The sequence below is a fragment of the Pseudohalocynthiibacter aestuariivivens genome (assembly GCF_018457175.1).
In the GTDB taxonomy this organism is placed as follows: domain Bacteria; phylum Pseudomonadota; class Alphaproteobacteria; order Rhodobacterales; family Rhodobacteraceae; genus Pseudohalocynthiibacter; species Pseudohalocynthiibacter aestuariivivens.
This window is the reverse complement of the sequence record NZ_JAGFNU010000014.1, coordinates 38,840-61,631: the sequence shown is the minus strand read 5'-3', so window position 1 is coordinate 61,631 and position 22,792 is coordinate 38,840. Positions and strand designations below refer to the sequence as shown.

The 22,792-nt window shown below is 52.0% G+C and carries 23 protein-coding genes, 1 tRNA gene and 1 pseudogene; 13 read left to right on the top strand and 12 right to left on the bottom strand.

What is annotated here, in order from left to right:
• Positions 1 to 6 precede the first annotated feature (6 nt).
• A pseudogene (locus J4E70_RS19420) lies at positions 7 to 171 on the top strand (IS3 family transposase); the annotation flags it as partial.
• Between the two features lie 202 nt (positions 172 to 373).
• Here J4E70_RS19420 and J4E70_RS16760 read toward each other — a convergent pair.
• Positions 374 to 458, bottom strand: a tRNA-Leu gene (locus tag J4E70_RS16760).
• A gap of 235 nt (positions 459 to 693) precedes the next feature.
• On the opposite strand from J4E70_RS16760, the gene J4E70_RS16755 reads away from it, so the two are divergent.
• Positions 694 to 1,725 (top strand): Hint domain-containing protein, encoded by a 1,032-nt coding sequence (locus J4E70_RS16755; protein WP_213890802.1) that lies wholly within the window; start codon positions 694 to 696, stop codon positions 1,723 to 1,725.
• Here J4E70_RS16755 and J4E70_RS16750 read toward each other — a convergent pair.
• Positions 1,722 to 3,362, bottom strand: a complete 1,641-nt coding sequence (locus J4E70_RS16750) for an NAD(P)H-hydrate epimerase (RefSeq protein WP_213890801.1) — start codon at positions 3,360 to 3,362, stop codon at positions 1,722 to 1,724. The genes J4E70_RS16755 and J4E70_RS16750 overlap by 4 nt on opposite strands.
• Before the next feature lie 168 nt (positions 3,363 to 3,530).
• Here J4E70_RS16750 and J4E70_RS16745 point away from each other — a divergent pair, with 168 nt between their 5' ends.
• From J4E70_RS16745 to J4E70_RS16735, 3 genes are all read left to right on the top strand, one after another.
• Positions 3,531 to 3,869, top strand: coding sequence for a P-II family nitrogen regulator (locus tag J4E70_RS16745; RefSeq protein ID WP_213890800.1), 339 nt, complete (start codon positions 3,531 to 3,533; stop codon positions 3,867 to 3,869).
• Positions 3,870 to 3,920: 51 nt separating this feature from the next.
• Positions 3,921 to 5,327 (top strand): type I glutamate--ammonia ligase, encoded by a 1,407-nt coding sequence (gene glnA / locus J4E70_RS16740; RefSeq protein WP_213890799.1) that lies wholly within the window; start codon positions 3,921 to 3,923, stop codon positions 5,325 to 5,327.
• A 153-nt stretch (positions 5,328 to 5,480) separates the two neighbouring features.
• Positions 5,481 to 6,554 (top strand): hypothetical protein, encoded by a 1,074-nt coding sequence (locus J4E70_RS16735; protein ID WP_213890798.1) that lies wholly within the window; start codon positions 5,481 to 5,483, stop codon positions 6,552 to 6,554.
• Positions 6,555 to 6,606: 52 nt separating this feature from the next.
• On the opposite strand, the gene J4E70_RS16730 is transcribed toward J4E70_RS16735, so the two are convergent.
• Both J4E70_RS16730 and J4E70_RS16725 read right to left on the bottom strand, forming a co-directional pair.
• The gene (locus J4E70_RS16730; RefSeq protein WP_213890797.1) at positions 6,607 to 7,809 is read right to left on the bottom strand and encodes a class I SAM-dependent methyltransferase; all 1,203 of its coding nucleotides are present in this window, start codon (positions 7,807 to 7,809) and stop codon (positions 6,607 to 6,609) included.
• The gene (locus tag J4E70_RS16725) at positions 7,806 to 8,612 is read right to left on the bottom strand and encodes a heme-dependent oxidative N-demethylase family protein (protein ID WP_246531821.1); all 807 of its coding nucleotides are present in this window, start codon (positions 8,610 to 8,612) and stop codon (positions 7,806 to 7,808) included. Before J4E70_RS16725 ends, J4E70_RS16730 begins: the two co-directional genes overlap by 4 nt.
• Positions 8,613 to 8,721: 109 nt before the next feature.
• Here J4E70_RS16725 and dddP point away from each other — a divergent pair, with 109 nt between their 5' ends.
• The gene (gene dddP, locus J4E70_RS16720; protein ID WP_213890796.1) at positions 8,722 to 10,050 is read left to right on the top strand and encodes a dimethylsulfonioproprionate lyase DddP; all 1,329 of its coding nucleotides are present in this window, start codon (positions 8,722 to 8,724) and stop codon (positions 10,048 to 10,050) included.
• Between the two features lie 99 nt (positions 10,051 to 10,149).
• On the opposite strand, the gene J4E70_RS16715 is transcribed toward dddP, so the two are convergent.
• Complete coding sequence (locus J4E70_RS16715) at positions 10,150 to 11,049, bottom strand: endonuclease/exonuclease/phosphatase family protein (protein ID WP_213890795.1); 900 nt, start codon at positions 11,047 to 11,049, stop codon at positions 10,150 to 10,152.
• A gap of 172 nt (positions 11,050 to 11,221) precedes the next feature.
• Between J4E70_RS16715 and J4E70_RS16710 the strand changes: the two genes are divergently transcribed.
• On the top strand, positions 11,222 to 12,439 hold the full coding sequence (locus J4E70_RS16710; RefSeq protein WP_213890794.1) for a bifunctional alpha/beta hydrolase/OsmC family protein: 1,218 nt from the start codon (positions 11,222 to 11,224) through the stop codon (positions 12,437 to 12,439).
• Positions 12,440 to 12,449: 10 nt separating this feature from the next.
• Here the strand turns inward: J4E70_RS16710 and J4E70_RS16705 are convergent, their stop codons facing one another.
• Entirely contained in the window at positions 12,450 to 12,863 is a 414-nt protein-coding gene (locus tag J4E70_RS16705) for a DUF6314 family protein (protein WP_213890793.1), read from the bottom strand.
• Positions 12,864 to 12,883: 20 nt separating this feature from the next.
• Complete coding sequence (locus J4E70_RS16700) at positions 12,884 to 13,216, bottom strand: hypothetical protein (protein WP_213890792.1); 333 nt, start codon at positions 13,214 to 13,216, stop codon at positions 12,884 to 12,886.
• An 81-nt stretch (positions 13,217 to 13,297) separates the two neighbouring features.
• Here J4E70_RS16700 and purB point away from each other — a divergent pair, with 81 nt between their 5' ends.
• From purB to nthA, 5 genes are all read left to right on the top strand, one after another.
• Positions 13,298 to 14,605 carry an adenylosuccinate lyase gene (purB, locus tag J4E70_RS16695; protein WP_213890791.1) on the top strand — a complete coding sequence of 436 codons (1,308 nt, stop codon included), beginning with the start codon at positions 13,298 to 13,300 and terminating at the stop codon, positions 14,603 to 14,605.
• A 75-nt stretch (positions 14,606 to 14,680) separates the two neighbouring features.
• Positions 14,681 to 15,754 carry a FliG C-terminal domain-containing protein gene (locus tag J4E70_RS16690; protein WP_213890790.1) on the top strand — a complete coding sequence of 358 codons (1,074 nt, stop codon included), beginning with the start codon at positions 14,681 to 14,683 and terminating at the stop codon, positions 15,752 to 15,754.
• Between the two features lie 48 nt (positions 15,755 to 15,802).
• A complete protein-coding gene (locus J4E70_RS19635; RefSeq protein WP_343229476.1) occupies positions 15,803 to 16,141 on the top strand; it encodes a ScnB-like protein in 339 nt (112 codons plus the stop codon).
• The gene (locus J4E70_RS19630) at positions 16,134 to 16,415 is read left to right on the top strand and encodes an SH3-like domain-containing protein (protein ID WP_213890789.1); all 282 of its coding nucleotides are present in this window, start codon (positions 16,134 to 16,136) and stop codon (positions 16,413 to 16,415) included. The genes J4E70_RS19635 and J4E70_RS19630 overlap by 8 nt, the downstream gene beginning before the upstream one ends.
• Entirely contained in the window at positions 16,405 to 17,043 is a 639-nt protein-coding gene (gene nthA, locus J4E70_RS16675) for a nitrile hydratase subunit alpha (RefSeq protein WP_213890788.1), read from the top strand. The genes J4E70_RS19630 and nthA overlap by 11 nt, the downstream gene beginning before the upstream one ends.
• 83 nt (positions 17,044 to 17,126) lie before the next feature.
• Here nthA and J4E70_RS16670 read toward each other — a convergent pair whose 3' ends face one another.
• A complete protein-coding gene (locus J4E70_RS16670; protein WP_213890787.1) occupies positions 17,127 to 17,828 on the bottom strand; it encodes a DUF1223 domain-containing protein in 702 nt (233 codons plus the stop codon).
• Between the two features lie 219 nt (positions 17,829 to 18,047).
• Here J4E70_RS16670 and acnA point away from each other — a divergent pair, with 219 nt between their 5' ends.
• A complete protein-coding gene (gene acnA, locus J4E70_RS16665; protein ID WP_213890786.1) occupies positions 18,048 to 20,735 on the top strand; it encodes an aconitate hydratase AcnA in 2,688 nt (895 codons plus the stop codon).
• Between the two features lie 196 nt (positions 20,736 to 20,931).
• On the opposite strand, the gene J4E70_RS16660 is transcribed toward acnA, so the two are convergent.
• Genes J4E70_RS16660 through J4E70_RS16645 form a run of 4 tightly spaced genes read right to left on the bottom strand, consistent with a single transcriptional unit; the run spans position 20,932 to position 22,789 of the window.
• Positions 20,932 to 21,360, bottom strand: a complete 429-nt coding sequence (locus J4E70_RS16660; protein ID WP_213890785.1) for a DUF3995 domain-containing protein — start codon at positions 21,358 to 21,360, stop codon at positions 20,932 to 20,934.
• Positions 21,361 to 21,385: 25 nt separating this feature from the next.
• The gene (locus tag J4E70_RS16655; protein WP_213890784.1) at positions 21,386 to 21,913 is read right to left on the bottom strand and encodes a DsbE family thiol:disulfide interchange protein; all 528 of its coding nucleotides are present in this window, start codon (positions 21,911 to 21,913) and stop codon (positions 21,386 to 21,388) included.
• Entirely contained in the window at positions 21,906 to 22,061 is a 156-nt protein-coding gene (gene ccmD / locus J4E70_RS16650) for a heme exporter protein CcmD (protein ID WP_343229478.1), read from the bottom strand. The genes J4E70_RS16655 and ccmD overlap by 8 nt, the downstream gene beginning before the upstream one ends.
• Positions 22,061 to 22,789, bottom strand: a complete 729-nt coding sequence (locus J4E70_RS16645) for a heme ABC transporter permease (protein WP_213890782.1) — start codon at positions 22,787 to 22,789, stop codon at positions 22,061 to 22,063. Before J4E70_RS16645 ends, ccmD begins: the two co-directional genes overlap by 1 nt.
• Positions 22,790 to 22,792: the final 3 nt, after the last annotated feature.

The following is a 22,792-nucleotide window of genomic DNA, read 5'->3' as shown; positions in this document are numbered from 1 at the left end:
TAGAGGATCAAAGACGGAAAAAAACGCCGCAAGCCTAAAGAAATTATTGCTAAATTACGGCAGGTTGAAGTGCTGTTCGGTCAAGGAATGGCGCGTATAGGTGCCATTCGTGAAGTGCAGATTGTTGAACAAACTTATTATCGCCGGCGCAAGCGATTTGGCGGCATGGGAAAGTGCGGAATTTGTCGCAGAATTTTCTCGTATTGCCACAACATCCGAATTCGGGGTGCCTCTTTCGAACGCACCTTTTATTGTCGCCAGAACATGCCAAGGATTTTCGTTTGCAGGCGTCAGTCCGGTCATTTCGATTTCCTCAACAAATGCCAAACTATCCTATCGGTAAGATATCATCGGTCAATCATTTGAAAGAAAATGGTGCGGGTGAAGGGACTTGAACCCCCACGCCTCACGGCGCCAGAACCTAAATCTGGTGCGTCTACCAATTCCGCCACACCCGCACATGGAACAGCAAAGTCTGCCCAAGATTCTGCCCGCCTTCTAACAAAGCCACAGACCAGAGGGAAGACCCCTCCGCAACTCTTTTTACAACACCTCACTCTGCTAAATTCTCCCATTCATCCGAAGGTCTTTCTTAATCGGGATTATGGTAATAAATTTCAGATTGGACCCTTGGCAGCTTGAAGTTCATAAGCTTGTCGGGAATGTTCTATTTTGTTTCAATCGGGAAACACGATGCCGCAATACACCGTATGGGTTCTGCCCGACGATAATATAACGCTCTCGTCAGGGCAGCTTGACGGTATCACGCAGGGTGATGGCTCGCATCTGGTTGGAAAAACCCTGACAATAAACGACAATACTTATCAGCCTATCGTGATCGACGATAACGAAGGTTTCTTTGCGGACAATGATGGCTCACAAAGGCTTCAGTCCGAAACAACGCTGAATGGCGTGACCTATGCCGCAAACACGCGCGTTGAGGCCGAGTACAAGTTTACCGCAACCTACGACGGCGTCACTTATGAAGGGCTGGGGTTCAATGTGCGCGACAGCTATCCATCCTATGCAACCATCGAAGGTGTCGCATGGTTTGGACCCAATGGTGTTCCCCCCGGCAATGTCTCCTTGCTGATTGACGACGCCAGCGAAGGAAACGCGGGTGGTGCGGTCAATGAGACTAATCTGGCGGTACCATGCTTTACACCCGGCACAATGCTTGACGCACCTGATGGTCCAGTTCCTGTCGAAACAGTTGCCACCGGCGACTGGCTGCTTACGCGTGACGACGGCCCGCAGCAGGTTCTCTGGAGAGGTTGCTTGCAACTGTCTGCGTTGGATCTGCATATCGCGCCGCAACTGCGACCGGTTATGATCCGAAAGGGCAGCCTTGGCCCAAACCGCCCATCGCGTGACATGGTTGTTTCACCACAACACCGCGTGTTGCTGGATGATTGGCGGGCCGAATATTTCTACGGCGAAAGTGAACTTCTGGTGCCGGCGAAGCACCAGATCAATGACCAAACAATTAGGCGCATCACGCCCGAGAACGGCATATCGTACATCCACATTTTGTTTGAACGGCATCAGATCGTATTTTCAGACGGGTTACCAAGCGAAAGCTACCACCCTGCGCCAAACAATCTTGGCGCATTTTCCCAAGACTCGCAGGAAGAATTTTACGCGCTGTTCCCTGAGTTCGTCGCTTACGGGCCTTCTGCGCGACCTTCCCTGAAAGCTTGGGAAAGTGCAGTGCTCTCGATCTAGGTTTTGTCGATCTCAAGCGCGCGAAACACCTTTGGCAGTTCTTCGGGCAAATCCTCCGCAATCAGACCGGGGCCAAAACTGCGCGCACATTCCACATGCAGCCAGGCGGCGGTTTCTGCGGCTTCCATTGGAGCAAATCCGCGGGCGAGCAACCCGGTGATGAACCCGGCCAGCACATCCCCTGACCCGGCTGTGGCGAGCCATGGGGCCGCGCGTTCGTAGTGGGCTGAATTAATGGAACAACGCCCCGACGGGTCTGCAATCACCGTGTCCGGCCCTTTGAACAGCACCACGCACCCTGCCCGTTTTGCGGCCTCGCGCGTCGCATCGACCTTGGAATAGGCCGGACCTTTGGTCGCCGGAGCGTTCAGTTTCTCAGCAATATCCGGGAACAGACGCGCGAATTCACCGGCATGTGGGGTGAGGACACATTGGTCATGCAGTGCAGAGAAAAGAGTAGCATCGCCCGCGATAAGCGTCAGCGCATCAGCATCCAGAACGATCGAACGCAAGGGCAATGATGCGTCCGGCCCGGGGGTGGGTGCAGAATGCGCCCGCCCTTGGGGGCGGGTCGGTCGCATCCCGGATCGTTCACGACCCGGGGGATTTGGTTTCAACGCTGTCGCAACAAGCGCCGCCTGCGCCTCGCCCGTCCCCAAACCGGGCCCAAGGCAAAGCGCGTTCAGACGCTTGTCTTCCAGAACCTCCGCCAAACCTTCAGCATCCGCGATAAGTTTCAGCATAATCGCGGTCAGATGACTGGCGTTTTCCTGCAGAGCTTCTGGCGGGCTACCGACCGTCACCAATCCTGCCCCAATACGCAAAGCTCCCCTCGCCGCCATACGTGCCGCTCCGGTTTTACCGGAACCACCTGAGAGGATCAGCGCGTGGCCTTCCGAATATTTGTGTGCCAACGTCGCCTTACCCAGGATGCCGCCATCTCGCATCTCGTTCAATACGGCGGTTTCGCTTGTAACGATGTGGCGCAATCCAATATCAGCCACAACTGTCTTACCAGATTTGAATGACCCCCAAGCTAGGTAGTGACCCAACTTCGGCGTGTGAAACGATACTGTTAGCCCGGCAAGAACGGTTTCCGTACTCAAGTTCAGCTCACGACCGCTATCGCTACAAAGCCCTGAAGGGATATCTATGGCAACAGTTCTAGCCGCAACGTACGGGTCAGCCGTGCGATCTGCTGCCCAGTCGAAAACCGCTCCTTCAAGCGGGCGTTGCAAGCCAGTGCCAAACAAACCGTCCACAAAAATATCCGCTTCATGCGTGTATTTTGGCGCTTCTTCAAATGTACCGACCTCCCCCATCTCCAACCACCGCGCACAATTCACCTTCGCATCCGGCGGCAGTTTTTCGGGATCTCCGTAAAGGAAAACCTCCACCTCCCAGCCCCATTCCTTCAACAGGCGCGCGACGACAAACCCGTCGCCACCGTTGTTGCCGGGGCCGCACAATACCACCGCTTTGTGTGAGGTTTTCGCAAGCTCTGGCCATTCCTCGAATATCGCCTCGACCACGCCGCGCCCGGCGTGTTCCATCAGCTCTAGCCCTGTCACTTCGCCCGAGGCGATTGCGGCCTGTTCGATCTCTCGCATTTGCGCGGCGGTCAGCAATTCTGTCATGGCTCTTTGGCCCTTTTCATAAACCGCACAACAATTGTGCAATTTGTTTATTTTTTATGCATTTGCCTTAAAATCATTCAAATGCCTGCACCTGCGCCATCTTAGCCAATTGTCGCGCCTCATTGAAAGTGGTCTGACGCCCCTGAAGCATTAAATGGAGTCGCGACCGTGAAGAAGATCGAAGCCATCATCAAACCGTTCAAACTGGACGAAGTCAAAGAAGCGCTGCAAGACGTCGGCGTTCAGGGGCTGTCGGTGATTGAGGTCAAGGGCTTTGGCCGCCAGAAAGGCCACACGGAACTTTACCGTGGTGCCGAATATGTCGTCGACTTTCTGCCCAAAGTTAAAATCGAGATCGTGCTGGCCGATGATCAGGTGGATGGCGCGATCGAAGCTATTATCGCCGCCGCCAAGACCGACAAGATCGGCGATGGCAAAATCTTTGTTTCCCCTGTCGAGCAGGCCATCCGTATCCGGACCGGTGAAGCAGGCGAAGACGCATTGTAACTCTGCGGATATTTCCGCTTCAACGAACACACGAAAGAAAAGGAAACCCTTATGAACAACGCTGACGTTCTTAAGCTGATAAAAGATGAAGATGTTGAATATGTCGACGTGCGGTTCACAGACCCGCGCGGCAAGCTTCAACATGTAACCGTTATCGCGGATCTGGTTGATGAGGATTTTCTGGAAGAAGGCTTCATGTTTGACGGCTCTTCCATCGCTGGCTGGAAGTCAATCGAAGCGTCTGACATGAAACTGATGCTTGATCCATCGTCTGCATATATCGACCCTTTCTATGCGGAAAAAACACTCGCTGTGCATTGTTCCGTTGTCGAGCCAGACACGGGCGAGCCTTACGAGCGTGACCCGCGCGGAACAGCGCAAAAAGCCGAAGCTTATCTGAAATCAACAGGTATCGGTGATGTCGCCTACATGGGCCCGGAAGCTGAGTTCTTCCTGTTCGATGACGTGCGCTATAGCGTTGAGATGAACAAGGTATCTTACGAGATCGACGCCCAGGACGCGTCATGGAACACAGACACCCAGTACGAAATGGGCAATATGGGCCATCGCCCCGGTATCAAAGGTGGCTATTTCCCGGTTAATCCGATTGACGACGCACAAGACATCCGGTCTGAAATGCTGTCCACCATGAAACGCATCGGGATGAAAGTTGACAAGCACCACCACGAGGTTGCGTCTTGTCAGCACGAGCTTGGGCTGATCTTTGGCACACTGACCCATCAGGCAGACGAGCTTCAGAAGTACAAATACATCATCCACAACGTTGCACATGCCTACGGTAAATCGGCGACTTTCATGCCAAAGCCGATCTCTGGCGACAACGGCACCGGGATGCACGTGAACATGTCAATCTGGAAAGACGGCAAGCCGCTGTTCTCTGGCGATAAATATGCTGATCTTTCAAGTGAAGCACTTTGGTTCATTGGCGGTATCCTGAAACACGCGAAAACACTGAACGCGTTCACCAACCCGTCGACAAACAGCTACAAACGCCTGATCCCCGGCTTTGAAGCCCCTGTTCTGCGGGCCTACTCTGCACGTAACCGGTCTGGTTGCGTACGTATTCCATGGACAGAAAGCCCGAAAGCAAAACGTGTAGAAGCACGCTTCCCTGATCCGGCAGCTAACCCATACCTTTGCTTTGCCGCGTTGCTGATGGCTGGCCTTGACGGTATCAAAAACAAGATTGATCCGGGCCCGGCATCAGACAAAGACCTATATGATCTGCCACCTGAAGAGCTGGCTGAAATCCCAACTGTTTGTGCCTCCCTGCGCGAAGCACTGGACAGCCTCGAGGCAGACCATGACTTTCTTTTGGCCGGTGACGTGTTCACCAAGGACCAGATCGATGGCTACATCGCACTGAAATGGGAAGAGGTTTACGCTTACGAGCACACACCGCATCCCGTTGAATTCAAGATGTATTACAGCTGCTAACTTTGGTGGGCCTTGCCCCATCTCAAGACAGATTAGAAAGGGCGCTCAGTTGGGCGCCCTTTTTCTTTTGCCTTTGGAATTCCTGCAATCTGCCTGATTTCCGGCCTATTTCGCCCCTAGGTTGAGGTTGAAACATCTTAAGGCAGACTGCCCATGACCTTGAATTGCCCAGATAAAATAGAAGCGGCTCTTTTGTATCACAGCTTGGAGCCCGTGAATTTTAAACAACTCAATGCTTTGTTAAACGCGCATCTTTCCGAGACAAAGCTTCAATTTGAAACGACCGAAATTGAAACGGGTGTCTACGCCGTATACTCTAACGGTGAGTTTTCAATCCGGATTCGTGATGAAGACCAGCCGCTTACTGCCGAAAAATTCAGCGATGTTCTGAACTCCCCAGTGACATCCCTGAGCCATGCTGAGATGACAGCAATCATAAGTGGCCATACTAAGCACATATCCGTAACGGTCTGGGACGGGCAGGATTGCGCACCGCAGATCAGTGAAACCCCTTCGCCTTCCGAAAATAATACTTCGGAAACTTTTCAAACAAAGCTGAACCTCTGCCAAAACGCCGTTACGTCGCTCATTTCTTTCAATAAGCCTGACGCGGTTCTGTGGCACCAATCAAAACAGATGTTCTGCCCACAACAATTTCTGTCGATGCGTGATATTGATTTTCCGCTGGCGCTTTATGTCCATCCAAAACCGTTTTCAAGTGGTGAAAAGCTGGACGACACATTGCTTGCAGGATTTCGTGTCGATCATATTTCACAATTTATCGGCAAACCGCTGGTTTATAATGAAACCTTCCTGCCATTTGAGAAAGCTTTTGAACATCTGAGCGAATTCATGGCGTACCACCGAAACACAGGCGAAATAATGCCAGACGGTGAGTGTTTCGGACGTGATAAAAAGAATCAGGTGCGTGTGAACCATATCGCCCCTGATGACGATCATCCGAACGGCATTGTAGAACTTACCTATTTACACACCCAAAAACCAAAACCAAAACCAATCAAAAAAGACCGGTCTCAACGACCGGAAAGCTTGGCCCCGAGATCTGCAGTGACCTTTAAGAGGCCTGCACAGGTCATGACACAGGAAGCTTTGCTAAAAATTGTTTTTCGGGGCGATCCTCGCAAGCCCTTGTTCGATGATGGAACGGTGGAAGACAACCCAGAGGGCAATACACTGTTAAGCCGGCTGCCCTTCGGGTCAGTTTAGAACCCTGACACGTCCTCGAAATCAGCAAGCCGGATAGAAAGACTGTCTAAAGTCAAACAAGCAACCGGGAATAAAGCAAAAGCCCATATCCTGCCAATGCCTTGGCCGCAGGTCCCCACTGCGCGTTGAAACTGAATTGATCCAGCTCCACTGTTTTTGCGATCAAACCCAAGGATTTCCGACCGTCTACCTGTGCCAGCAATGGTGCGGCGTTCTTTGGAATTTTCAGAATGGTTTTATCGGCACCCAAAACCACACGAAGCTGCCCCTTAGACGCCACTTCACGTGCCAGCGCCTGCGGATTCACCCCTTTCATATGTGGAATCTGGTTGGGATCACTGTGTTTTGCGAGCGCATCAGGCGCTTGGGCGATCCGGGTCGCATAACCGACATGGGTTTTTATTGTCCCACGCAGTTTTTCCGCAATCTCCATCGCGTCGGTTCTATCTTCTGGCGCCAAGCAACCATCCGGCAACAATGGCGACGGATCGTAAAGCGCTGGCTGGGTGAATGATACCAAACCCAACCCGGCATGGTTCAGCGCTTCAGTTATATCCCTCACGGTATAGGGGCGGTCCTGACTATGAAGCAACAAATCAAAGAACCCCGCATCACTTTGATTGTAATCATCAAGATGTGGATTACGCTTAAACGGATGTCCGTCTGGCAGTGCACGGAATATTTTTTTTGCCTGCGCCAATTGGTTTTCAGGAGACAAACCATCAAGCAGCTGACTAAAGGCTTCCTGCAGCGGATAAACCCCGTTTCGCCCGTAAGGTGCATAAACCATAAAACCCAACCCGCCCCTTGGCGCGAGCGCGGCTGCCAGGGCATCAAACCCAAGCTGGGGTTCGGGCAAGTGATGCAAAACACCACAGCAATCAATATAGTCAAACAAGCCAAACTCAGCCACGTCGAGTAGGCTACCGGTCACGAAATTGATGTTTTTCAAACCTCTGATGCCTGCACGTTTTTCAGCAATCTGGCGTGACGCAGACGAGAGATCAATATAGGTGATTTCATAAGGGCGGTTTACAGAACTCAGCACCTGCGCCAACTGGATCAGCGCATCCCCTGTGCCACCCCCCGCAACCAGCGCACGCAGCGGTTTTGACCAATCACGCTTGCCCCCAAATACGAAATGATCAATTTCCAGCGGATGCGAAGGTGAACCGGTAACGAGCCGCTTTTTTTCATCTTTTGGGTCACGTTCAGGGTACGGAAAGACCTCATACTGCTCTTGTACTTTGCTCATATGCCCACCTCGTCAATCTGAAAGCAGAGTAAGCCGTTTTTCTGTTCCTGCGTAAGGTTCTCATACCGAACAAGGCAGGTGTGGATCGCGAAAACAACTGTATTTGTTTTGGGTAGACGCACCAATGTCTGCCGTTCCGAACGCAGATACTTTGCACGCCCTTTCGGCCTTTGCCTCGGAGCTTCTTCAAGTCGCGGCTGAAAAAGGGCCGGATCATGATAGTGTAATGCATTTGCACGCCAGATCGGGCGACCAACCTTTATGCCGTCAAAAAGACGCTGCACACGTTTGGCGATGTTTGTGTCATACGACTCGACAGGTTGATGAACCGCGACCAGAGGCTTCAGGAATTTCTGTGACAAGGTCCAACTGGCTGGAAAACACAAAAGTGCGCCTGTTATGACATGTTCGTCGTCCTGTTTTTCAAGGATAACAAAATCTTCCTGAACAAGTTTGCTCAATGTCACAAGCGGTTGTTCTTTTAAACAATCGACGCGGGCGCCATCCGGTCGGATAACAAACCTATCCCCGACTTCAAAACCGGATATTTTTGACAATTCAGAAACGACAACATCCAGCAATTCTCGCGCTGCAGGCATCGCCGAGGTTGATACAGCATGAACTTCATCAAAACGGTGTTTCAACAGTTTTTCTTTTAGCTTCAGTTGCCCCTTGTAAGCCTCGTCGATCGTCAGCCAAACAGGGCGCTCGAGCGGCATAATGCCCGGCAATTTGCGCGCTCGCGCATCAAGCCAAGGCGCAAATGGAAGTCTTTCCTGTAAAACCAATTCGTCTTCTTCCATCAAAAACTGCCCTATTATACCAAAACCGACCCCTGTTTTGGTCGGTTTCAGGCAGGACAATGCGGGGAAAGCATTTCATCGTTTTGCCAGCACCGACGGAGCCAAAGCTATGAACACGCATTATCGCGAAAGAAGAAAGATCGACCCAACACGCGGCGACAAACTGCCTGACGGTTCTCCAAATGACAATGACCGGGTCGAAATTGGGCCGACGCAACTTGCCTTTCGCGAATGGGAAGCAGCGGAACTTGTTCTGCCCAACCTTGAAAAGATGCGTGCTTACAGGCTCCAACGATTGGTAAGCCACATCAATGCCCGAGACTACGGCGGCGTTTTGATGTTTGATCCGATGAACATCCGCTACGCAACCGACAGCACTAATATGCAGCTTTGGAATACACATAATTCCTTTCGTGCGGTGCTGGTTTGCGCGGATGGGTATATGGTGATCTGGGACTACAAGAATTCCCCTTTCCTCAGCAAATTCAACCCATTGGTGCGCGAGCAGCGCTCTGGCGCGGACCTGTTTTACTTTGACCGGGGCGACAAGGTGGATGTGGCGGCTGATGCCTTTTCAAACGAAGTGCGTATTCTGATCGAAAAACATTCCTGCGGAAACATGCGGCTTGGTGTCGACAAACCGACAATTCACGGAAACCGCGCCCTTGTTGCACAGGGGTTTGAAGTCATGGAAGGCGAGGAACTGACCGAAAAGGCCCGCTCAGTCAAAGGCCCGGACGAGATTCTGGCAATGCGCTGCGCCTCGATCGCCTGTGAAAATGCTGTGGCAGAGATGGAACGCGCTTGTGAACCCGGAATGAGCGAAGATGAAATCTGGGCTGTCCTTCATGCTGAAAACATCAAGCGGGGCGGCGAATGGATCGAAACCCGGCTTCTGTCCACGGGTCCACGCACCAACCCGTGGTTTCAGGAATGTGGCCCACGTATCCTTCAGAACAACGAAATTCTTTCATTTGACACTGACCTGATCGGCTCCTACGGAATCTGTGTTGATATTTCGCGCAGTTGGTGGGTCGGTGACGCGGACCCCCGCCCGGACATGGTTTACGCCATGCAACACGCCCATGAACACATCATGACAAACATGGAAATGCTGAAACCAGGTGTCCAGATGCGTGATCTTACGCACAACTGTCACAAGCTTGACGAACAGTTTCAAAAACAAAAATACGGCTGTTTAATGCATGGAGTCGGGTTGTGCGACGAATGGCCCCTGATTGCTTATCCAGACCAATTCGTTGAAGGAGCCTTTGAATATGAACTGGAGGCCGGGATGGTGCTTTGCTCTGAAGCATTGGTTAGCCCGGAAGACGGTGATTTTTCAATCAAGCTCGAAGATCAGGTCTTGATTACAGAGGACGGTTTTGAAAACCTGACGACTTATCCCTTTGACTCGCGCTTGATGGGGTATTTTTAAGCAGATCAGAGCAACCTTTGATCCTGCTAAACCTGTTCAGCGAAAATGCTCACGTAGTTAACAATATATCGTTTTAAATCATAAGCTAAAACAACGTAGTTAAAGTTTAAACCGCGCCAAAATGCCCATATGATCCGACCCAAGAAGTGGTCGAAGCTGTGTGCGTGTTTCCTGTCCTTCAGTCGCCGGGACCAAAACGTGATCGATCGGCAATTCAAGAAAACCATTAAAGAGCGAATAGGTGTAACTTACAGCACCTGCCCGCTCCGTTTCCGTTAAATCCAGCAGAGAATGCATGGCGTAGGACCACGGTACCATGTTGAAATCTCCACCAACAACGACCCTCCCGTCAAGCCCATTCAGAAATGGCCGAAGCCGTTCAATCTGTCGGGCCTGGGTATGAGGATACGGCCAGTGCAGGTGTACCGAAACAAGCCAGAGAGGCCCATCAGCGGTTATCACCTGTATCGCAACCGCGCCCAAACGCTCAATACAACGCTCGCTCCCTTCAACCATCGGCCAGCGCGACGCAACGCTAACGGCCCCCACCCATAAAAACCCGCACGTGAGTTGGCTTTGATATTGCCCAGCCAATGCTGACAGCACTTCGGTATTCGCTTCATTGACCTCCTGAAGCGTCACGAAATCCGGGTTATGCTGTAAGATATCGGAGACAACAGCTTGCTTGTCAGCCAAACGAAAGGACAGGTTTTTCTGGTAGAGACTGTATTTTGCCTCTTCCGATACTCGATGTTCGAGCCCGGCCCAAAGGACACCTGTGCCAAAAAAGATCGCCACACCAAACCAGACAGCGGCAACACCCTTTAGCCATTTCCAGCTCATGGTGAATAATATCAAAGCACCAAGGCCGGTCAAAACGGCGAAATGCCAACGGAAAACCGCAAAAGAATCGCCAATTGGATGAAGACCACCAGTCAGACCCAGTACCAAAGGCAGAACTGGTGACAAACACAGCGCGACACCCAAAAATCTTAACATTCAAAACCTCTGATCATACGAAAGCCAATCGCGTATGACATTGACATAGTCAATAAAGGCGACAACCGCAATTCAGTCACACACCCTCACCTTCATGTTACGCAACCGTGACATACCTTGTGTTAAATGCGGTTGCAGCCCAATTTGTGCGGGCAGATAGAAAGGAATCCCAATGGCGACCGAGCGCGTGACTTTTACGGGACATTCAGGCATTAAACTTGCCGCCAGGCTGGATCTACCAGACGGACCACATCTGGGAACCGCTTTATTTGCACATTGTTTTACGTGCTCAAAAGATATTCCCGCAGCACGCAGGATTGCAGGGCGGCTCGCGGGAATGGGCATTGCTGTCTTGCGCTTTGATTTCACCGGTCTTGGGCATTCGGAAGGTGAATTTGAAAATACCTCGTTCAGTTCGAACGTTTCTGATCTTGTTGCAGCGTCCAACTATCTGAAAGAGCGGGACATGGCTCCGGGGATGTTGATTGGTCATTCTCTTGGCGGAGCTGCGGTTTTACGTGCTGCAGATTCGCTGCCAAGTGTAAAAGCTGTTGTAACCTTGGGTGCACCGTTTGACCCCGGTCACGTCACGCATAATTTCGCTGATGCCTTGCCGAAAATACAAGCCGAAGGCACCGCCGAAGTTAACCTTGGCGGACGCCCCTTTCGCATCGGGCGCGCGTTTGTTGAAGATGTCGCCGCCGAAAACCTGGCACCCGCCATCGCCGGGCTGAAACGCGCTTTGCTTGTTATGCACGCCCCGCGCGACACAATTGTTGGCGTCGAAAACGCAACGCAAATTTTCACCGCAGCGCGTCATCCGAAAAGCTTTGTCACGCTCGACAATGCGGATCATCTGATAACCAATTCGGCAGATGCGGAATATGCGGCCGAGGTGATCGCAGCTTGGGCAGGCCGCTACATGGACCTGCGCCCGCCTGCACCCCCAATAGGTGCCCCTGAGGGTGTGGTTCGCGTAGCAGAGGCTGATCCCGAAGGTTTCTTGCAGGATGTGAACGCTGGCCCGCTTCATCATACTGTTGCGGATGAACCACTAGCCTATGGTGGCACCAACAAAGGCATGTCGCCCTACGGCTATCTGGCTGCGGGTCTTGGGGCCTGCACATCGATGATAATCCGCATGTACGCGCGTAGAAAAGAATGGCCGCTGGAACACGTCAGTGTGGATGTAACGCACGACAAGGTTCATGCCCAGGATGCGGGCAATGGCGCCAACACTAAGATCGACACCTTTCAACGAAAAATTCACCTGACTGGCAACCTGACAGATGATCAGCGACAAAGATTGCTGGAAATTGCTGATAAATGCCCGGTGCACAAAACGCTTGAAAGCAGTTCAGAGATCGAAACCTCTTTAGCCACGGCGTAGGCAAAACGCCTTAACCGATATCACCTGCGGCGTAATAGCTGGATGTCATAGTGTAGAGTTTTCGCGGTCCGGCAACATGCCATGTGGCTGACCAGACTGGCCACTCCGAAAAGTCATACAATACGTTATAAGTATCCTCAGCACATACGTGTTCTGCCTTTGTGGTGCGTTGCGTTATATCAAGGCGATGAAAGAATTGCCCATTGTCAAAACAGATATCAATGCCACCGGGGCGTGGTTGCCACCAATACCGACGCGACGCCCGCAATTGAGGTTGCCCTGCATAGACCAAACGCCCGACTTCGATGTACCGAAGCGACGAACTGTCGGGTTCAAATGTTGCCATTCCATCCATATATCCCCGCAGCCCGGTTTTTAGGTCGATTATCTCACGACCTAACCACCAGGAGCCGCAAAAATCCATAAGCTGCTTTGGCCCCCTTCTCACTCCGCCAGGACTCCGATAGTGATATACCCATGTTCCCCCAGAAACCGAATACTCTGACCAGATATTTCCATATCATAGCATGCCCAAAGGTCACTGGGTGGCCACTGAGAGCAATAGCGGTCTTCTTCAACACGCCAGTATCCCCAACTATCTGCGCCTGCATTATATAGGGTTCGACCAGAGGCATAAAAATACTGTGTTGCGGCCTCATAAGTTATGCCTTTGTCGATCAGCGCCTTTTTGATACCTTCTGCTTCAAGTGGTTCCCAGTTTTCGGCAAGGGCAACCGCAGGCCAAATAATCGAGAAAATAAGGACAGCGCGCCGCATGGGACCTCCGGGGTGCTTGCTGTAGACACCGCGTCAGTCTAAGAGAACCCGCGCCCTGTCTCAATTCAAAAGGCCTTTAACATGATCCCCCGTTATTCCCGCCCTGAAATGGTTGCCATCTGGTCGCCAGAAACCAAATTCCGCATCTGGTATGAGATCGAGGCACATGCCTGCGACGCACAGGCCGATCTGGGTGTGATCCCGCGCGCGAATGCTGACGCCGTCTGGAAAGCCAAGGACGTGGAATTTGATGTAGCGCGGATCGACGAGATTGAGGCCGTGACAAAACACGACGTTATCGCCTTTCTTACGCATCTCGCGGAACATGTCGGAAGCGATGACGCGCGTTTTGTTCATCAGGGGATGACCAGTTCCGATGTGCTGGATACCTGTTTCAACGTGCAGCTTGTCAAGGCGACCGATATTCTGATCGAAGATATGGTCAAATTGCTCGCCGCCCTGAAGCGCCGCGCCTATGAGCACAAGGATACGGTGCGCATCGGCCGGTCCCACGGAATTCATGCCGAACCAACAACAATGGGCCTGACCTTCGCGCGGTTCTATGCAGAGATGGACCGCAACCTGAACCGGTTGAAGAAGGCGAGGAAAGAGATTGCGACTGGTGCAATTTCGGGTGCTGTTGGCACATTCGCAAATATTGATCCTGCGGTAGAAGAACACGTCTGCGCGAAACTGGGATTGGAACCAGAACCAATTTCAACTCAGGTCATTCCGCGCGACCGTCACGCGGCGTTCTTTGCAGCCCTTGGGGTGGTTGCGAGTTCAATCGAGAATGTCTCCATCGAAATCCGCCATATGCAGCGCACCGAAGTGCTTGAGGCCGAGGAGTTTTTCTCAAAAGGGCAAAAGGGATCATCCGCGATGCCGCACAAACGCAACCCTGTGTTGACCGAAAACCTTACCGGTCTTGCGCGCCTTGTCCGCATGGCGGTTGTTCCCGCGATGGAGAATGTTGCGCTCTGGCACGAACGCGATATTTCGCACTCATCCGTTGAACGCAATATCGGACCTGACACCACCATTACGCTCGACTTCGCACTCGCGCGCCTGACCATGGTCATAGACAAGCTGGTGATCTATCCCGACAACATGCTCGCCAATATGAATAAATTCCGTGGCCTGGTTATGTCTCAGCGTGTTCTGCTGGCCCTGACGCAAGCCGGTGTCAGCCGCGAAGACAGCTACAAGCTCGTGCAAAAAAACGCGATGAAAGTCTGGGAAGAAGGTAAAGATTTCAAGACAGAGCTACTGGGTGATGCGGATGTTCTAAAAGCGCTAAGTGCAGAAGAAATCGAAGACAAATTCGACCTTGGCTATCATACCAAACATGTCGATACGATATTTGCGCGAGTCTTCGGCAAGGACTAGGTCACTTAGAAACGTTTTAAGGGGTCTCTTAACGCTTCGCTGCCAATATACCGCGACGTGAACCGGAGAGACCCCATGAGCCCCCCCCAACCTGAACTTTCGGGCGGCCCTGCCCCCAGCTTTCCAACGACGGCGAGCAATCTTACCCGCAAACAAAAGGCAGCAATCGTTGTTCGGCTCCTGCTTGGTGAGGGGGCGACACTTTCCTTAGCAAAACTGCCGGAACAGCTTCAGGCCGACCTGACAGAACATATTGGCGCTTTGCGTCTGGTAGACAGGAAAACGCTACACGACGTACTCCAAGAATTCTTGACAGAACTGGAATCGGTTGGGATGGCGTTTAGTGGCGGGCTGGAAGGTGCTCTTTCCTTATTGGATGGGTCAATCAGCCCCGTCGCCGCCGGGCGACTACGGCGTGGAGTTGGATCACATAGCCAAAACGATCCGTGGGAACGTATAGCGGAAACTAAAAACTCAGACCTTTTATCCATCCTTTTTGAAGAAAGCGTTGAGGTCTGTGCTGTTATTCTTTCAAAGTTAAACGTTGCAAAATCAGCAGAACTACTGGGCCTCATTCCAGGTCCAAAAGCGCGACGCATTGTCTATGCGATCTCCATGACAGGTGGTGTCACTAAAGATGCGTTAGAACGAATTGGAAAATCTGTCGTCACCCAAATTGATGCGCGTCCGGTCTCTATCTTCTCTGAAGAACCTGTGGAGCGCGTGAGTGCAATATTAAACTCCTCCTTTTCGACCACGCGTGACGATGTCTTGGTCGGGCTGGAAGAAACAGACGCAGAGTTTGCAAGCAGAGTGCGAAAAGCCATTTTCACCTTTGCTGACATTCCGTCACGCATTGATGCGCGCGATATCCCAAAAATTATACGCGGGCTAGAACAGAAAGATCTGGCAACTGCATTGACGGCTGCCCAGGCAAATGACGATGGATTGGTTGTTGACTATGTGCTTGATAACATGCCGAAACGTATGGCTGACCAACTTCGGACAATGATTGAAGATATGCGTGCGGTTCAAGAACCTATTGCGGAAACGGCAATGAGTGTTGTCATTGCGGAGATCCAGAAACTTGCCACCAGCGGGGAGATTACGATTGCGATCGAAGAAGATGCCGAGAGAAACGAAATCTGAACAAAATGTGATCTGGACAGTTCCGGAACCTATGCTTAGCCTTACTGCATGAAACAGAATGATGGACGCCGCTGGCACGATATGGGGGGACAGGCCGCTGGGCCGGTTCCGAAGGAAGATCACGACTTTGCGCTTTGGGAAAAGCGTATCGACGCACTTATGGTGCTTTGCTCTGCCAAGGGACATTTTACCGTAGATGGCCTGCGCCGTGCTCTCGAGGATATGGGCGAAGACGCATTTGAAACGATGAGCTACTACGAACGGTGGGTTGCTTCGCTCAATCAAAACCTTGTAGAGGCCGGGGTTTACACCCCAACCGAACTTGGCGAGCGCATGGAAGAGATCGCAACGCGTGGTGAAACCTACGGCGAGGCCGCGCATGGCTGAGCGTGTTCGTGTAAAACACATGATGCCCCCTGGGCATGTGCGAGCGCCCGCATATCTGCGGGGAAAAACTGGCTTTGTCGAGCGCAAGCTTGGCGCATTTGGCAACCCTGAACAGCTTGCCTATGGCTTGCCTGCCGAAAAAATCCCGTTGGTCCGGGTACGTTTCTCAATGGCTGAAGTCTGGGGAAGTGACACAGAATACCCGAACGATACGCTGGACGCAGAAATCTTTGCCCATTGGCTAGAATATCCGGAAACACATGATGCCCCATGATCACCATGACCACCTGAGCCCTTCGGGGCACCCGTACCGCAAAGACAATGACGAACCACTGACCTATTGGCAGTGTATGGAGATCGCGATGCGCGAACTTTTGATCGAAAAGGGTGTTACAACGGCCACTGAAATTGCCTCTCAGATAGACACGATGGATGCCCGGTCTCCTGCGAACGGCGCCGCTGTCGTTGCACGTGCCTGGGTAGATCCAGCCTTTAAGGCACGGTTGCTGGAAAACGCGTCCAGAGCCAGCCGTGAAATGGGTTTCGACATCGGCACGTTGCGCCTTATTGCGCTGGAAAACACTGAAGATATCCACAATGTCGTAGTTTGCACTTTGTGTTCCTGCTATCCGCGCAACCTGCTTGGCTTGCCACCCGATTGGTATAAAACAAGGGCCTACCGGTCACGCGTTGTGAAAGAGCCGCGCAAAGTTCTGGCTGAGTTTGGTTTGGAACTACCCGCCGAAACAACGGTTCGGGTTCATGATTCAACTGCAGATATGCGCTATATTGTAATACCTGTGCGCCCGGACGGAACAGAGAACATGACCGAGGAAGAACTTGCTGAACTGGTGAGTCGCGACAGCATGATTGGCACAGGTATCGCAAAATTACCGTCCTGACCTGCATACTTATTTAACAAGAAACGGTAGAACGAAACTCGGTCTGCCCCTGTTTAAAGGCTAAGTTTTATAAATGCAGAGCTTCAGCGTAAACGCGCGGATGCAACGATCGCCCCATGATTAGCCTTTTGCACGATCACGACGACCGGGTCAGAGCCAAGTGCCGGAACAGGAAAAGAAAGTGCCCGGCGGCCATCCCAGTTTCGGATATTTTCCCACGACGTTACAATATTCGAATAGGTGATTGACCGTCCAGCATTCTCTCCGCGTCGAATGTTAACTGTTGAAGATGGCGTATAGCGAACCAGTTGCACAACAAGCGGTCCAAGCACCTGGCCGGAAGGCTCCAAAGTAACATTCAATGATTGCCCCCGTCGTTCCAGAGAAACGCCCGGATTGTTTGTTTGTGAAGCGTGTCGCTGCAGCGTTGCAGCCACTTCTTCAGGCTCGTGACCAACAATATGGTCCTTTCCGCCGACAATCATCTGCGGCGTGTAAACCATCCGTTTGTTTGCAGCGCGTGCATAGGCTTTTTGTCGCGCGGTATAAGCAGGATCTCCGAAACTATCGACCCAACCGATGTAGTCCCAGTAATCAACATGAAGCGCAAGCGCGATCACATCCTCCCGGTCTGCAAGTGATGTAAGCAACGCGTCGGCCGGTGGGCATGAAGAACACCCTTGTGAGGTGTAAAGCTCAAGCACAACCGGATCGGATTGCGCTTGCGTACCGCCTGCAACCGCGACCCATAACCCAATAATTGCGCTGAACAGCTGTTTTCTCATGCTTACTCTTCCTTCGTACTTACCCCTTGCTAAATCACAGTTGCGCCGAACACCAATCAAGGTTTTGCGAGAATACTCTAATTCTTGTTACAAACGCGTGAGGATTGTGATAATTGTGTACAATAGTATACAAAAGTGCACATCTCCTCTTGAATGAACGCCAATGTTAAGGCAATACCAGCCTTAACAATACCCCGAAATCATTTGAGGGAGGCCACGATGCCCATCACCGTTGGACGCGATAGTTCTAAAACCCGCAAAACATTGAAAGTCGGCTCTGAGAGCATTTCCTATTATTCCATCCCTGCCGCCGAGGCGGCCGGACTTGGCGATTTTTCCAAATTACCCGCCGCGCTTAAAGTGGTGCTTGAAAATATGCTTCGCTTTGAAGACGGCAAAACCGTTTCCGTTGATGACATCAAGGCGTTTAGCGAGTGGGCAGTCCAGGGTGGCAAAAACCCGCGCGAAATCGCCTATCGCCCCGCGCGTGTTCTGATGCAGGATTTCACTGGCGTTCCTGCCGTTGTTGACCTTGCAGCCATGCGCGACGGAATCATGGGCCTTGGTGGTGATCCTGAAAAGATCAACCCGCTGAACCCGGTTGATCTTGTGATCGACCACTCGGTCATGATTGATGAGTTCGGCAACCCCCGCGCGTTTCAGATGAACGTTGACCGCGAATATGAACGTAACATCGAACGCTACACATTCCTGAAATGGGGCCAGTCCGCGTTTAACAACTTTCGTGTTGTTCCCCCCGGAACCGGTATCTGCCATCAGGTGAACCTCGAATACCTGTCGCAGACGGTCTGGACCGATGTGGACCAAAACGGCGAAAACGTTGCCTACCCTGACACGCTCGTTGGTACCGACAGCCACACCACAATGGTAAACGGCCTCGCCGTTCTAGGCTGGGGTGTTGGTGGCATTGAGGCTGAGGCTGCAATGCTTGGCCAGCCCATTTCCATGCTGATCCCCGAAGTAGTCGGATTTGAACTGACCGGTGACATGAGCGAAGGCACAACAGGCACTGATCTGGTTCTCAAAGTTGTCGAAATGCTGCGCGCCAAAGGCGTTGTCGGAAAATTCGTCGAGTTTTACGGTGAAGGGCTTGATCGCCTGCCGCTGGCAGATCGCGCGACCATTGCCAACATGGCGCCCGAGTATGGCGCGACTTGTGGCTTCTTCCCGGTCGATAACGAAACGCTGCGCTACCTGCGCACGTCTGGCCGCGACGAGGGCCGGATAGCGCTTGTCGAAGCCTATGCAAAAGAAAACGGTTTCTGGCGCGGCGATGACTACGCTCCGATTTACACGGATACGCTGCATCTTAATATGGGGACAATCGTACCTGCGATTTCGGGTCCTAAACGCCCACAAGACTATGTCGCGCTTGATCAGGCAAAGACTGCGTTCCAAAAAGAAATGGAAGAGACCTTTAAGCGCCCCATGGGCAAGGAGGTTGCTGTTGCCGGTGAAGATTACACGATGGAATCCGGCAAGGTTGTGATTGCCTCGATCACCTCTTGTACCAACACCTCCAACCCTTACGTGATGATCGGAGCAGGCCTTGTGGCACGCAAAGCAGCGGCACTTGGCCTGGGCCGTAAACCTTGGGTTAAAACCTCTCTGGCACCCGGTTCACAGGTCGTGAGCGCCTATCTTGAAGCGGCGGACCTGCAAAAAGATCTGGACGCCATTGGTTTCAACCTTGTTGGCTATGGCTGCACAACTTGTATCGGCAACTCTGGCCCGATCCAGAAAGAACTGTCCGAAGCGATTGCCGAAGGTGATCTGGTGGCAACCTCTGTGCTTTCTGGCAACCGGAACTTTGAAGGCCGCATCAGCCCGGATGTCCGTGCAAACTATCTTGCCTCTCCGCCGCTTGTGGTTGCTTATGCGCTTGCTGGCACGATGGACATCAATCTTGCGTCAGACCCGATCGCACAGGACAAAGACGGCAACGACGTCTACCTGAAAGACATCTGGCCAACGACACAAGAAATTGCGGAACTGGTTGAAAAAACCGTCACACGTGAAGCGTTCCAGTCGAAATATGCCGACGTCTTTAAAGGCGATGAAAAATGGCAATCTGTCGAAACGACTGACAGCCTGACCTATGACTGGCCCACCACATCAACCTATGTGCAAAACCCGCCTTACTTTCAGGGCATGTCAAAAGAAGCTGGCACTATCTCAAACGTGACAGATGCAAAAGTCCTGGCAATCCTTGGCGACATGGTCACAACCGACCACATCAGCCCCGCTGGATCGTTTAAGGACACGACACCGGCCGGGAAGTATCTTGTTGACCGGCAAGTGCCCGTGCGCGAGTTCAACTCTTACGGATCGCGACGCGGAAACCACGAAGTTATGATGCGCGGTACATTTGCCAATATCCGTATCAAAAACGAAATGCTGGATGGTGTTGAGGGCGGCTACACCAAGGGCCCGGATGGGAAACAAGCAGCGATTTTTGATGCTGCAATGGCCTATCAGGAGGCAGGCACTCCGCTGGTGATTTTCGCTGGCGAACAATATGGTGCAGGGTCTTCCCGTGACTGGGCAGCCAAGGGCACAGCCCTGTTGGGTGTGAAAGCGGTGGTCGCAGAAAGTTTTGAACGCATTCACCGTTCGAATCTTGTCGGAATGGGGGTTATCCCGTTTGAATTCACTGGTGGAGACAATCGTACCTCTCTCGGCCTGAAAGGTGACGAAACTGTGACAATCACAGGTTTAGACGGCGATCTCAAACCGCTTTCAAATGTTCCTGCAACAATCAAATATGCCGACGGATCGTCGAAAGAGATACAGCTGAAATGCCGTATCGATACGGAAGTAGAGATCGAATACATAGAAAATGGTGGTGTTTTGCACTATGTGCTGCGGAATTTGGCCAAAAGCTGATCCTCAACGAAACACATTGTTTCCAGTTTTGGGGGGCGTTTTCGAGCGCCCCCTATATTTTTGTTAAGAGTTATACTTTAGATAGAAAGGCATGATAGATCTAAGAGTGCCACAAAATCGCCTCATTATTAAGTTCGGGATCCCGATTGTCCTGCTGGAAGCTGCTGTGCTTCTTGCACTGGCTCTGTAAGTTCTGTCACCCCAAGATCAAAATCATAACAATACCGACGCCAAGCAGAATGCACAGTGGCGAATAGTATTTTCTGTCTAAAGTGCGAAATGGAAATTCCGGTGTAAGGCCCGCCCAAAACTGCGTGAACCCTAAAACACCCCTTGTCAGAAACACTGCTGCAATAAGCGCACAAAGCGTTTGCAGCCAGACTGACCCACCAAACGGTGACCCTGCCCCTAGATAAATGACTGCAGCGGCAGCACCCACCATCGCAAACGATACGGCGCCACATTGCAATGCACTGGGCATCTTTCTGATGTTTCGAAATCCTGCAACGCTGCGCGCGAGGCTTTCTTCGTCCCCGCCGGGCCACCAGATCCGAAAGGCCCAGATGAGATGTATCGCTGCAATCAGGAAGAGGATTGCGCCAATGAAAAGTGCGAACCAGAACATCACGTCCCTTTGACCTCAAACCTATCTATTTGGCGGCTTCTATCGCTGGTCGAACCGTACTTTCCAGAACCCGTTGCGTGATTGGCCCGGCAAACCGCAAGACAACGATACCTTCGCTGTCGATGATAAAGGTCTCCGGCACCCCTGTCGCACCCCATTCAATCGCGGTGCGAGCACCCTGATCCATGCCAAGCGCAGTATACGGATTGCCAAGCTCCTCCAGAAAATCAAGCGCCTTGTCCACATCCGTATCACGGTTGATCCCGTAAATCGGCAAGCCTTCTTCGGCCAGCATCACGAGGATTGGATGCTCAGCGCGGCAAGGTGTGCACCAGCTGGCCCAAACATTTACCAGTTTTACTCCCGGTTCGCGCAACTCTGCATCACCAAAGGTGGGTTCAGGTCCAACAGGGCTTAAAAACAAAGCAGGAGCAGGCCCTCCCTGTCTGGCAGAGGGGTGGCTATCATCCTTACCAAGGCCAAAATAAAACATCAGCGCGAACGCAGCGAAAACCAACGGTGGAGCAACCATCAGGGGATTCAGTTTAGTCACGTTTTGCGCGCCTCTTTTCCAATTCTCTAAGTTGGTGGCGTACTTTACGCCCTTTTGTCCAACTCATTAGAACTAGTGACAGCAGAAGCAAAATACTAGCGCCGTAGGCTGCAGAAACTTCTAAAGCATATTTTCCAAGATCGGGCATCATCCAAGCCTCTCTCGTGCCATGATTGCCTGTATGCGGCGTGAGCGTATCTCTGTCCGTGTGCGCAGCAGAACAAGCGCGACAAACAACAGAACAAACCCCGCAATACAGAAAAGCAACGGCAGGTAATATTCGTTATGAACGTTGGTTTCTTCATCAAGCGAAAGTGAAGCGCCTTGGTGCAGCCCCTGATTCCAGAAATTCACTGCATAACGGCTAAGCAGCGCAAAAACGGACCCAACAAGACATAGAATCGAGGTAAGGTCCGCAGCGGTATCAGGGTTTTCCACCGCTTCCCACAACGCGATATAGCCAAGGTAAAACAAAAACAGGATCAGGAAAGACGTAAGTCTCGGGTCCCAAACCCACCATGTCCCCCACATGGGCTGTCCCCAGACCGCACCTGTTATCAAGGCAATCAAAGTCATCACAAGCCCAATCGGCGCTGCCGCCTTTGCCGCCAGAGCAGACACATGGTGACGCCGCACAAGCCAGACCAGCGAAGTGATCAGCATCATCACCCAGGCATTTATTGCCATCATCGCAGCGGGAACATGCAGATATATGATTTTGACTGTGGCACCCTGCCGATAGTCGTCAGTGGTAAAGAAAAATCCCCAGACAAGACCGATAACCAGACAAACCGCAGCCAGCACAGCAAAATATGGCAGCAAGACCTGCGAGGTCTGCATGAACTTTTTCGGATTTGCATATTCCCAAAGCGACATCGC